Annotated in this window: 10 protein-coding genes; 5 read left to right on the top strand and 5 right to left on the bottom strand. The window is 40.2% G+C overall.

Annotated elements, in window-relative coordinates:
* Positions 1 to 72: 72 nt before the first annotated feature.
* From QM629_RS02035 to QM629_RS02025, 3 genes are all read left to right on the top strand, one after another.
* Positions 73 to 3108 carry a tetratricopeptide repeat protein gene (locus QM629_RS02035; protein WP_415156669.1) on the top strand — a complete coding sequence of 1012 codons (3036 nt, stop codon included), beginning with the start codon at positions 73 to 75 and terminating at the stop codon, positions 3106 to 3108.
* Between the two features lie 109 nt (positions 3109 to 3217).
* The gene (locus tag QM629_RS02030) at positions 3218 to 4891 is read left to right on the top strand and encodes a hypothetical protein (RefSeq protein WP_415156667.1); all 1674 of its coding nucleotides are present in this window, start codon (positions 3218 to 3220) and stop codon (positions 4889 to 4891) included.
* A gap of 89 nt (positions 4892 to 4980) precedes the next feature.
* Positions 4981 to 5550: a hypothetical protein gene (locus tag QM629_RS02025; protein WP_415156665.1), complete on the top strand. Its 570-nt coding sequence runs from the start codon at positions 4981 to 4983 to the stop codon at positions 5548 to 5550.
* Here the strand turns inward: QM629_RS02025 and QM629_RS02020 are convergent.
* Both QM629_RS02020 and glmM read right to left on the bottom strand, forming a co-directional pair.
* A complete protein-coding gene (locus tag QM629_RS02020) occupies positions 5547 to 5999 on the bottom strand; it encodes an SRPBCC domain-containing protein (RefSeq protein WP_415156663.1) in 453 nt (150 codons plus the stop codon). The genes QM629_RS02025 and QM629_RS02020 overlap by 4 nt on opposite strands.
* 29 nt (positions 6000 to 6028) lie before the next feature.
* On the bottom strand, positions 6029 to 7414 hold the full coding sequence (gene glmM, locus QM629_RS02015; protein WP_415156661.1) for a phosphoglucosamine mutase: 1386 nt from the start codon (positions 7412 to 7414) through the stop codon (positions 6029 to 6031).
* Positions 7415 to 7777: 363 nt separating this feature from the next.
* Between glmM and QM629_RS02010 the strand changes: the two genes are divergently transcribed.
* Together QM629_RS02010 and QM629_RS02005 are read left to right on the top strand one after the other, a co-directional pair.
* A complete protein-coding gene (locus QM629_RS02010) occupies positions 7778 to 8380 on the top strand; it encodes a phosphatase PAP2 family protein (RefSeq protein ID WP_415156659.1) in 603 nt (200 codons plus the stop codon).
* 63 nt (positions 8381 to 8443) lie between these two features.
* Positions 8444 to 9739, top strand: a complete 1296-nt coding sequence (locus tag QM629_RS02005; RefSeq protein ID WP_415156657.1) for a hemolysin family protein — start codon at positions 8444 to 8446, stop codon at positions 9737 to 9739.
* Here QM629_RS02005 and QM629_RS02000 read toward each other — a convergent pair.
* The 3 genes from QM629_RS02000 to QM629_RS01990 form a co-directional block, all read right to left on the bottom strand.
* On the bottom strand, positions 9736 to 10434 hold the full coding sequence (locus QM629_RS02000) for a toxin-antitoxin system YwqK family antitoxin (RefSeq protein ID WP_415156655.1): 699 nt from the start codon (positions 10432 to 10434) through the stop codon (positions 9736 to 9738). The genes QM629_RS02005 and QM629_RS02000 overlap by 4 nt on opposite strands.
* A 167-nt stretch (positions 10435 to 10601) precedes the next feature.
* The gene (locus QM629_RS01995; RefSeq protein ID WP_415156653.1) at positions 10602 to 11879 is read right to left on the bottom strand and encodes an outer membrane beta-barrel protein; all 1278 of its coding nucleotides are present in this window, start codon (positions 11877 to 11879) and stop codon (positions 10602 to 10604) included.
* Positions 11842 to 12417, bottom strand: a complete 576-nt coding sequence (locus QM629_RS01990) for an RNA polymerase sigma factor (RefSeq protein WP_415156651.1) — start codon at positions 12415 to 12417, stop codon at positions 11842 to 11844. Before QM629_RS01990 ends, QM629_RS01995 begins: the two co-directional genes overlap by 38 nt.
* Positions 12418 to 12552 lie beyond the last annotated feature (135 nt).

Genomic DNA, 12552 nt, shown 5'->3' with positions numbered 1-12552 from the left:
ATCTTTAGGCGGTTTTGCTTTTATTTAAGAAAGCATTTAAAATATTTGCATACACACATCGTTGAGAAATTTATGAAGTACAAAAAGTTAGCCGCTTTACTATATCTTCTGTTATTGCTAAACTATTCTTACGCGCAGTCAACAAAAATTTATAATGACCCTGATGCTGCTTTTAAACAGGCAAAGGAATTATACCAGGAACAAAAATTCAGCCTGGCCTATCCGCAATTTGAAAAATTATATCTTGATAAAGCAAGGCAAAGCAGCATACCCATAAGCGTGCAAACGGAAGCAAAATATTATGCCATTGCCTGCCGCCTGCAACTGAATGACGAAACATCTGCGGATGAAGCTGTTGATTTTATTGAGCTGGAGCATAATGCCCCGCGCATTGAAATGATGTGCTATCAGTTAGCTGAATACTATTACAGGCGCAGCAATTTTACTGATGCTATCGCGTATTACGAAAAGGCGGGCTTAAACAATTTAAGCAATACAGAAATTGCCAATATGCGTTTCCATGAGGCTTATGGTTATTTTACCATGCGGCAGTTCAGCAATGCGAAGCCTTTGTTTGAGGCAATAGCGCAAATGCCATCTGACCCTGATTACTACGATGCAAATTATTATTACGGTTATATAGCTTTTGCCGATAAAAATTATGCCCAGGCCCTAAGCGCATTCAAAGTAATTGAGAAGCAACCAAAATATCAGCCAATTATTCCATATTATATTGCTGAAATTTATTACTACCGTGGCGAAAAAGATGAGGCATTGGCATACACGGAAAACGTGCTGGAACAGGGCAATCAATATTACGATCTGCAGCTGCGTGAACTGGCAGGCCACATTCATTTTGAAAAAGGCCATTATACACAGGCGCTGCCTTATCTGGAAAAATATGTAAGCAATACCCCCAAAGTAAGCCGCGAAGATTTATATGAATTATCGTATTGTTATTACGATGCCAAACAATACCAGAAAGCCAGCGATGGCTTTAAAGTGCTTGGCGGCAAACAGGATACCATTGCGCAAAACAGTATGTATTTATTGGGCGACTCTTATTTAAAGCTGAATAATAAGCCTGGCGCAAGAAATGCGTTTTTATTTTGTGCATTAAACAGCAGTGATAGCAGGCAGAAAGAAATTTCGCAGTTTAACTACGGCAAGCTTTCGGTTGAATTAGGTTATACCGACGTTGCTTTAACCGAACTGAGAAGCTTTATTTCAAACTATCCCAATTCTGAATATGCAACAGAAGCAAAAGAACTGCTGGTAAATGTTTTATCCAACACCAACAACTATGCAGAAGCGCTGCACCTGTTGGATGCCATCCGTTCCCAAAGCGATATTGTAAAGCAGGCGTATCCTAAAATTTTATATGGAAGGGCTGTTGAGCTCATCAACGATCAGCAAATTCAACAGGCCGATAATTTGCTCAACAGGATATTTACGGCTGAATATAACGAAGCATACATCAGCCTCACCAATTTCTGGAAAGGTGAAATTACTTACCGCTTAAACCACTACGATTCTGCTGTTGTTTATTTGCAGGCTTACATCAGAAACCCCGAAATAAGCGGCGAAGTGAATGTAACCAATGCCCGTTACACTTTAGGCTATGCATTGCTGCGCCAGCAGGACTATGATAATGCATTAAGAAATTTTGAACAGGTTGCCACAACTATAAATGGCAATTCAACTGCTTTGCAGGCCGATGCATATTTACGTGAAGCGGATTGTTATTTTATGAAAAAGCAGTTAAGCAAGGCCCTGCCCATGTATGAAGCGGTTATTACGTACCAGTTGCCTTCAGCAGATTATGCGCTATACCAAAAAGCCGTTATTGCCGGCGCCGGCGATCAATATGCGCAAAAGGTTTCATTGCTGCAATCCATACAAAACCGTTATCCGTCTTCCACATTAATTGCAGATGCCAATATGGAAGTGGCCAACACTTACCTGGCAAGCGAGCAATATGATGCAGCCATTAAGCCATTAAATGTAATCGTGAACAACAATAATGCAGAGGCGTTTAAGCCACAGGCTTATTTAAAATTAGGCGTCAGCTATTTTAACCTGAGAGACAATCAAAGTGCATTGAATAATTTTCAAAAACTCATTTCCACTTATCCTAACTCGCCTGAGAGCGATGAAGCGGTTGACTATGTGCGCGACATTTTTGTAAGCATGCAAAAGCCGGATGATTTTGTTGCTTTCATGCAAAAGAGCGGCAAGGCTGTAAGTTACTCAGAACAGGACTCTTTAAGTTATGTAATTGCACAATCGGCTTATGAAGACCGGAATTACGATAAGGCATTACAAGCCTTTAATAATTATCTTTCTAAATTCCCCGGCGGCAAATATTCCGTTGAAGCCAGCTATATGACTGCAGATATTTACAATACGAGAAAAGACTTTCAGCATGCTTTAACGTACTATAATAATGTGGCGGAAAAAGCCCCGAACAATTATGCCGAACAAAGTGTGCTGCAGGCGGCCCGCATTAATTATTTCGAGTTGAAAGATTATAAACAGGCAGCGCAATATTTTTCCCAGTTAAAAAGCATTGCCACAACACCGGAAAACACACTGGAAAGCGAACGCGGCTTACTGCGCTGCCAGTATAAGCTGAATGAATTTGATGCTGCACTGGCCAATGCGCAGGATTTATTGCAGCAGAAAGGCATTGCGCCGGATGATAAGGCCATGGCAAATCTTATCATAGCCAAAAATTATCAGAACAATAACCAGCTCAGCGATGCCAGTGATGCTTACAGATCAGTGGTAAGCACAGGAAAAAGCGAATATGCGGCAGAAGCCCGGTACCGCATGGCAGAAATTTTGTTTCAGCAGGATAAATTAAAGGAAGCTGAGAAAGCTGGCTTTGATGTAATAAATAAAGCCGGCAGTTATGATTACTGGATAACCAAGGCTTATATTCTTTTGGGCGATGTTTATTTTAAAGAGAAGGATTATTTTAATGCAGAAGCTACTTTGCGCAGCGTGGTTGAAAATGCAGGCGATGAGCAACTGAAGCAGGAAGCGCAGCAAAAATTAAATACGGTGGTTGCAGAAAAAAATAAGAACAGCAAGGTTGCACAATAATAAAACGAAAACACACAATATTCAATTTATCAATATGCAGTAGTCCATATTCAGGCTAAACAACAACAGGGTTATTGCTTATTGATTTATAAATGCAAGCATTTAAAGCATGAAATACATAACAGCATTTTTTATTCTATTTTTACTATCACATACAAGCTTTGCACAACGCACAAAGAATGCCAGGCAGCAAAAAGCGGCGCCGGATACAGCATTGCCGCCAAGAACGGTTGTTGTTACCTCTGAATTTGCGCCGGCATTAAAGCAAACTTCAAAAATAAATTTCAACGGCGCCACGCCACTGCCTGATTCGGCAAGGCCAAAGCTTGATTATAACATACCGGTACAAAACCTTTCTTTCGCTTATAAATCGCCGGAATTAAAAGCGCTTGCAGAAAGTATTGATTCAAATGCCCGCTGGAATAACACCAACTTTATTAAACTTGGCTTTGGCAATTATACAACGCCTTATGCGCAGGCCGGTTTATCGTTAGGCGATGGTGTGAACTCGGTTATTAACCTGAATGGTTTTTTCACTTCATCCAACGGCTCGCTGCCATACCAGAATTATAATAAGCTGAGCCTGGAAGGCATTGGCATTTTTACATCGCCCAATCATAAAAATGAATGGAATGCAAATGCTTATTTTAAAGGCACAACACAATACCTGTACGGCTTTCAGCCAGACAGCCTGAAGTTTGATAAATCAGATTTAAGGCAGCGGTTTGCTTCCTTTGGCGCCAGGCTTGGCCTGCGCAATAAGATAAAAAATGATTTTGGCATTGATTATAATCCTTCCATAGGCTTTAATGCTTTTGGAGATAACCACAGCGGCAAGGAATTTACTTTTATGTATGATGTGCCTGTAACCAAATCCATCACGGATGTTTTTGATTTTAACGTAGGCATAAACGGAAGCTTCAGCCGGTTTAATGGCGATACGGTTACTATTAAGAATTCCATCTTTAACGTAGAACCGTCGCTTGCTTATAAAACCTCCAATATAAAAATCGTTGCCGGGCTTACGCCTTCATGGAATAAAAGCGAATTTTCATTACTGCCCAATTTTACGGCAGATGTAAAACTGAATGAAGAGAAATTTATCTTACAGGCCGGTTTTATTGGCTATTATAACAGGAACACTTATCAAACGCTGGCCGATTTTAATCCTTTTATACAACAGCCAACCGAATTGATCAACTCGCTGGTTAAAGAATTTTACGGTGGTTTTAAAGGCAGCGCCGGAGATCATTTTACGTATAATGCACGCGTATCGTTTTTGAAAATAAACAACCAGCCTTTATTTATAAATGACACAGCTACGGGCAAATCGTTCCAGGTAGTGTATGAGCCAGGCATCAACAGCATGCGTGTGCATGGAGAAATTGGCTATACGGCTGGTGAAAAATTTTCAGCATTGGGCGGCATCACATTAAACAAATACGCCGGGCTTGATGTATATGATAAAGCCTTCGGCTTAATACCAACTGAAATAAATGCAGCCATACGGTATGTAGCCGTAAAAGACCTACTGCTAAAAGCCGACGCCTATTTCTGGGATGGCTCCGCTTACAGCACAAAAACCATTTCCACAGGCAAGCTTGATCCTGCATTCGATTTAAACCTGGGCGCTGAATTTGCATTTCTACAGCAATGGAAAGCGTGGCTGCAGTTCAATAATGTATTCAACAATAAATATGAAAGATGGAAACAATATCCCGCGCTTGGGTTTAATATGCTGATTGGCGTTGTATATTCGTTCGGCGATTTAAAAACAAAATGAGCCATACAGTGCAATAAATATCAGGCAGGATCTTTTCATGGCGGGATCGGCCTGGCAACCGAAAAATAAAAACTATAACAGGTTAAACAATGCTGAACGAGGCTGCAAAATATCTGATACAATACAAACAACTGGCTTTGCCGGGCATTGGCAATTTTTATGTGGAAACCAGGCCGGCACAAATTGATTTTGCCAGCCGCAGCATAACTTCAAAGGAAAACAAAATTGAGTTTAGTTATGACAAGCATGAACCTGAAAATAGTTTTTACAGCTTTCTTGCACGTGAAATAAACACAAATGAGGCGGCTGCAAAGCTTGCCTTCACAGAATTTGCAGCCCGGCTGAAGCATGAGCTGAACAATAAAAAAAATGTTTACTTAAAAGGTATTGGCACGTTAGTAAAACAAAGCGGCGTTATTGCATTTGAGCCGGAAGTTATGCCTGTATATTTTCCCCGGCTTGTGGCGGAAAAGATTATTCGAAAAAATACGGCGCATACTGTAAGGGTTGGCGAAGATGAAAGAACATCTGAAGAAATGCTTACTGTATTGCACCAGGCGCAAACCCTGAAAAAAGAAAAATGGTGGCTTGCCGCAGGCATACTTGCCTTAATAGGAATCGCTGCGATCATTTTTTATTACGCAGTATATAACCATTAATTTTCTTCTGCTATCTTTTTTATCTGCACAAGTATAGGGTTCCAGCCTTCGCCATTATTATAAACCTCCCTGAATCTTTTTTCTCCCTCCGCAGCATCTTCAAAGCCATCCTGTATTACAGTTAGCCATGTACAGCCATCTTTATTTTCCAGTTTATACGCTACACTTAAATAATTTTCAGGCAAATCCGGATAAGCTGCATTGGGGTCAATCACAGAGTATTTTAAAAGCCTGTTGGGAATAATTTCAAGTATATACCCTTTAACAAAAACAGTTGTTTTGCCTTCGTATTCACCCTGCCAAAGCAACGGGCTTCCCTGCTTCCAGCTTGAAACAGCTTCGCAGCCAAACATATATTTTTTTGTTTGCGCAGGATGGGTTAAAACGTCCCAAACTTCAGCCGCGCCGGCATTAATGGCAATACTGTTTTTTACAATCATTTCTTCCATACGCTCAATAGTTCACGATTAACTTAACACTACATGTATTCTTTTATATCGGCCATTAAGCGCCGGGCAATATTATCGGCAGTGGTTTCAAAATTACTTTCGGCATAGATACGGATAATCGGCTCTGTATTGCTGGTGCGCAAATGCACCCAGTCTTTATCAAACTCTATTTTAAGGCCGTCTTCCGTATTAACAGGATGATTTTTGTACTTGCGCTGCAGTTGGCTGAAAATTTTGCTGGTATCAACACCGTTTGACAGTTCTATTTTGTTTTTGCTGATAAAATAATCAGGGTAAGTTTTGCGCAACTGCAAAACGCTTTTATTGCTTTTTGCAAGATAGGTTAAGAACAAAGCTATGCCGGCAAGTGCATCACGGCCATAATGTAACTGCGGCAGAATAACACCGCCATTGCCTTCACCGCCAATAACGGCATTCACCTCCTTCATTTTGGCAACAACATTCACTTCGCCCACTGCACTGGGAAAATATTCACTGCCATGTTTAAGCGTTATATCTTTCAATGCGCGGGTGGACGAAAGATTGCTTACCGTATTGCCTTTTGTTTGCTGCAGCACATAATCAGCAATAGCCACCAATGTATATTCTTCGCCAAATAAGCTTCCATCTTCACAAATAAAGCAAAGCCTGTCCACATCCGGATCAACGGCAATACCTAAATCAGCATGCTGCTTCTTCACTTCATTGCATATCCCGTTAAGGTGCTGGGGCAAAGGTTCCGGGTTATGTGCAAATTTTCCGTTTACTTCTTCGTTCAATAAAACAATATCTTTTACGCCCAGCGCTTTTAACAAGGCAGGCACAGCAATTGCGCCTGTGCTGTTTATACAGTCAACAACAATCTTAAACTTTCTTTTTTTAACGGCTTCCACATCCACCATGGGTAGCTGCACAATGGCTTCAATGTGTTTTTCTATGGCAGACGGATCGCTTGTAACGGTTCCCAGTTTATCAACGGTTACAAAACCGAATGTTTCGCTATCTGCAAGCGCCAGCAGGCTTTCACCATCGGCAGCGCTTAAAAATTCGCCTTTATTATTCAGCAATTTTAATGCATTCCATTCTGCACCGTTATGGCTTGCCGTAATAATAATACCGCCATCGGCATTATTATTACTTACCGCCATTTCCACCGTGGGCGTTGTACTTAAATCAAGATTTACAACGTTAATGCCGCTTGCAATCAATGTTGATATTACAAGCTGCTGCATATATGCCCCGCTTACGCGGCCATCCCTTCCAACTACAACAGTATATTTGCTTTTAGCGCCTTGCTGTTTCAGCCATTCGGCATAAGCAGCAGTAAACTTTGCAACGTCTAAAGGGCTTAATGAATTTCCCGGTTTTCCTCCTATAGTGCCTCTTATTCCTGATATACTTTTTATTAAAGCCATTTTTGCGGTTATTTGCAGTGCGCAAACATACCGGAAAAAAAATAAAGCTGTTTTATAGTGAATAAATATTCCAGTTAAAATTTCAGGAATGAAAGTTTTTGCATGCGACTTTACCGACTATGCTTTCTTATCAGGGATTGAAGGTTCAATGTTGTTTGTGTAAACATTTATAAAGTTCCTCTTATTTAAAGGGCCTGCCTGGCAGCAGACAGGAATTTAGGGGAAGGTTAAGTAAACAACATTGATTGAATAATTGAAAAAATGTTTGATGATTGCGGTTTGCACGTTTGTCATGTAAAGAAATTACCGGAGATGATGATTGTTGCAAAGAAAAATTACTGATTATTATTAATAACTTGAACTATGTGGCAAACCATACATAACCGGGATATTCAATTATTCTATAAGATAAATACTGTTTGGACAAATTCCTTTCTGGATAACAATTTTCCCTGGTGGCGCGATGCAACAACATGGTATCCATTATACCTGTTTCTGTTTGTTTTTATATTCATGAATTTTGGCTGGCGCGCCTGGACGTGGATTTTATTTATCATCATTAACGTTACGCTTACAGACCAGTTCAGCAGTTCCGTTTTAAAACATTGGGCAGAAAGACTGCGCCCCTGCCGCGACCCGAATATGGCCGAATATGTGCGCATGCTGCTTAACCACTGCAGCAGTGGCAACAGTTTTCCCTCCTCGCATGCAACCAACCATTTCGGCGCAGCTGTTTTTATTTTCTGTACCTTAAGAAAATACTGTGGCAATTGGATTTACCTTTTCTTTTTCTGGGCAGCTACGGTCAGTTATGGCCAGGTATATGTGGGCGTTCATTATCCTGCCGATGTTTTGGCAGGCGCTATTATCGGCAGCATAATTGGTTATGCCGTGGCGCTGGTGTACAATAAAAAAATAGGTTTGCCGCAGCTAAAGCAGCCTGGAAATATTGCAAATAGTTTGTAGGCTGTTAACATACAATCAACACTTCCGTCATTAACTACATATTGTTTAGCTTTACAGTTTTATATGACTGAAATATTAATTATTCTCGGCCTTATTCTTTTAAATGGTGTATTTGCAATGGCTGAAATTGCCCTGGTATCATCCCGCAGGGCGAGGCTGGAAGCACAGGCCAATAAAGGAGACAGCAGGGCCAAAGAAGCGTTGAAACTTATTAATCATCCCGATACTTTTATTTCCACCATACAAATCGGCATTACTTTAATTGGCATATTAAACGGTATTTTTTCAGGGGAGAAGCTTAAAGGCGGTCTCGTGGCTTTTTTCCAGAAATTCAGTCTTACCGCACCTTACAGCAATGGTTTGGCAACAACCGTTATTGTGATCATCATAACCTATTTCTCTCTGGTGCTGGGCGAATTGGTGCCAAAGAAAATAGGGCTGAGCAATCCTGAAAAAATTGCCAAAACGCTGGCCGGCCCCATGCGCATCATTTCATTGATCTGTTCACCGTTTGTCTGGCTGCTCTCAAAATCGGGGAACAGTATTGTAAGACTTTTAAATATTAAGAATAAAGACACCAATGTTACCGAAGATGAAATAAAAGCCATTATTCACGAAGGCACGGAACAGGGCACGATTGAAGAAGCGGAACAGGAAATTATAGAAAGGGTTTTTCACCTGAGCGACAGGAATATTACTTCGCTGATGACGCACCGCAGCGATATAATCTGGCTTGATGTAAACCTTACTGTGGATGATGTGCGCAAATTCCCCGATGAAAAGATACACAGCATATTTCCCTTATGTGACGGAACTATTGATAAAATAAAAGGCATTGTATCTCTTAAAAATATAGTGAACGCAAAACCCGGAACGCCTTTAACTGAAGTGATGACAGCCGGCTTATATGTGCCTGAAAACAATACCGCTTATAAACTGCTTGAGCGGTTTAAAGAAATGAAATCGCATTACGCTTTTATTGTAGATGAATACGGAACATTGCAGGGAATAATAACATTAAACGATATTCTTGATGCGCTTGTGGGCGAAGTGCCGCATCTTGATGAAGAGCAGTATGAGATTACAGAACGGAAGGATGGCAGTTTTTTAGTGGATGCCCAAATACCGTTTTATAATTTCCTGAGCTATTTTCATCATACAGATTATTTGCCGGAAACGGAACTGGATTTTGATACGCTTGCCGGTTTTATCCTGGAACAGCTTGAACGCATTCCAAAGCCCGGCGATGAGCTTGAATGGCAGGGTTTTAAATTCGAAATCATGGATATGGATAATAACCGTATTGACAAAATACTGGTGCATAAGCCGCAGGAAGAATTAAAATCGGAAAACGATTAATTTACACCTGTCGCGCCATCACGCACTTTTATTTTTTTCTTTTGATTCTTCTTTTCCCATTCCAGCACTTCGGGTGGTTTTTTCTTGTTAGCGTCAGCCAGAGAATCAGCCGGATTTTTTACCGTGGACGAATCGTTCAGCATAACCGCATTGGCTTTTTTTGCAGGTATAAGCTGGTCTATCACATATTCTTCCGTTTTGGTGATGGTGCCTTGTTGCGGATCATAATAGGTCCACGTGCCATGTCTTACAGTTGATGCGTCAACCTTAATAATCTTTAAATCATATTTATCAGGATTGTCAAGATGATAGGCTCTTACCGTATCATAAGGATCTTTAGGATTGGTGGCGCGCCAGCTTTCTTCGCGTATCAGGCCCATTAAATTATAATAACGGCAAATGCCATCTTTATATCCCCATTTATATTGCTCCTGGGCAATTACATCGCCCATTAAATTAAAGCGTGTCCAGGCACCTTCTTTTTTATCATCTTTGTAATAGCCCTCCTCCTGGTAACCCGGTTCGCCATGGTTATCTTCTACCCGTACCGCCCATTTACCCTGTTTTAGATTATTAAAATCGGTACAGTTAATAGTATCATTCCTGCTTGACAACCTGTAAGTTTTACACTGGCTGAACGCATGCTGCATGATGAACATTGATACAAGAGCGAGCAACCCCTTATTACATTTCATATTCTTTAAAACGGTTTACAATAAGAAAAGTTGTGCAAAAACCGTACTCATAAAAAAGCCCCGCTCCAAGGCGAGGCTTTGAGTTTACCACTCGAAAAGAACCCCCAAAGATTTGTTTTTTTCAGGCTGGGCTAAGGGAACATTAAACACATCAAACAAAGCTTATATTATTTTAAATCTTTTACTATGCCTATATCAATCCCAAAATTGCTCACCGGTATTTTTGCTACCCCAAAATTTTTAACAGGCACCTGGTAGTATGGTTCGGCTTTAACGCTCCATGATCCGGCCACTTTGGCTTGATAACCTCCGCTAAAATTCAGGCCCGAGAAATATTTTGGCGTTGTTAATGCACTGTATTTTTTCGACAGGCTGCCTTCGGTTCCATTTTTTGAAACAGCATAATCGTAACGCTCACTATGCGTAATAATTACAGCATTTACACCTATTCCAACAAAAAAATGGCCGTTTCCTTTTTGCCAAAAGCTATATTTCAATTTAAGCGGCACACTGGTTATTTTACTGCTGGCATAAGCCTGCTCCACATCTGTACCTTCCTTTATTTTTAAAAGAGTGGTATCCATATATTTTCCATTGCTGTAAAAATCCAGACGCTCCCGCTGCAAGCCTAATTCCACATTCAGCCTGTCATTTATTTTATAGCCTGCCGCAACGCCTATTCTATAGCCAGGGTTTGTGGCTTTCTGCAATTTAACTATAGAGAACTCCGGGCCGCCATAAGCCATACCATATATCCTTTTCTGTGGTTTTAAACTTATATGTGCTGATGAAATTTCATCTTTTGCATTATCGGCCGTTATTTCTTTTTCAGCACCGCTTTCAGGCTGTTCCTTCTGCAGTATGTCAGGCCTGTTTTCATTTGCCGGCTTTATCAGCAATATGCCTGCATTAACTATTCCTTCTGCGGGCGCATTTATTTTTATCGCTGAAAAATTCTTTTTGAAAGAACTGATAATAATGGCGTTGTTATCTATACCTGCAATAGTATTGGCTATAGGTAACGGATAGTGATCTTTTGCATCAGCGATTTCATTAGCTCCCGCTGTATTCCTATTTATTACAACAGCATTTACCCTGCTTGCTGGCACGGTAATTTCGCCTGTTTTTTTAATGCCGGGCAATACCGGATATGTTAATGTTTCCGGCGACCGGGATTCAGCAACAGAGGCATCGTTTGAAACAGCAATAAACTTATAAATTGATATGGAGCCTATTGAAAGAGCTAATAGCAGCGCGGCAACCGAACTATACTTCCATTTATTTTTTTTTGTAGTATTTTTTTTTGAACCTGCCAGTTTTACTGAAAGTGCTTCCCAATCAGCAGAATCAGTTTTTAATGGGTAACCCTTAGCCGCTTTACGGAATAATTTTTCAAAATCATCATTATTATACAGCATACGTTTTTTCAGCAAACCTGTGTTCAATAAATCTTTTTAGCTGCGCTTTTGCTTTTGCCAGGGCCGACTTGGATGTTCCTTCAGAAATACCCAGCATTTTTGCGATTTCATTATGTGTAAACCCGTCTATCACAAATAAATTAAATACATTGCGATAAGAAGGTGGCAACCGTTTTGTTTCACAAATCAATTCTTTATACAACAATTTCTGATCTGCATTCTGACCTTTATCTGTCCCTTCCCAAATATAACCAGGCAACTCCACTATAACAGGCATATTTTGCTGTTTTCTCAACTCATCAATTGCTGTATTAATAAGAATGCGTTTCATCCAGCCCATTAAAATCTTTTCCGTATCAGCATCATTATTTCTTAACTTAAATTTTTCGAGGCTATTAAAGATTTTAACAAAGCCATCATTTACAACATCTGTCGCCTTATCATACTTGAATATGTACCTGAAAACTATCCGTAAAGCAAACCCATAATAATATTCGTAAAATGTGCGCTGGCTTTTACTGTCCCTTGCTATGCAACCCCTGATTAATTTGTATAAAGATTCCAAATTATCAAGGATTAATATTTGTGATAAAAATACGTAACCCAACTAAAGATGGTTGCCTGAAGGAATGAAAACAGTTGAGGGCGTTCGTCATATTAAGGTGTAACTATTAGTGGAGTAACTCTATTACAATGGAAA

The sequence above is a fragment of the Parafilimonas sp. genome, assembly GCF_047606085.1.
Taxonomy (GTDB): Bacteria; Bacteroidota; Bacteroidia; order Chitinophagales; family Chitinophagaceae; genus Parafilimonas.
Note: the sequence above shows the minus strand (reverse complement) of the source record. Positions and strands in the feature narration are given on the sequence as shown.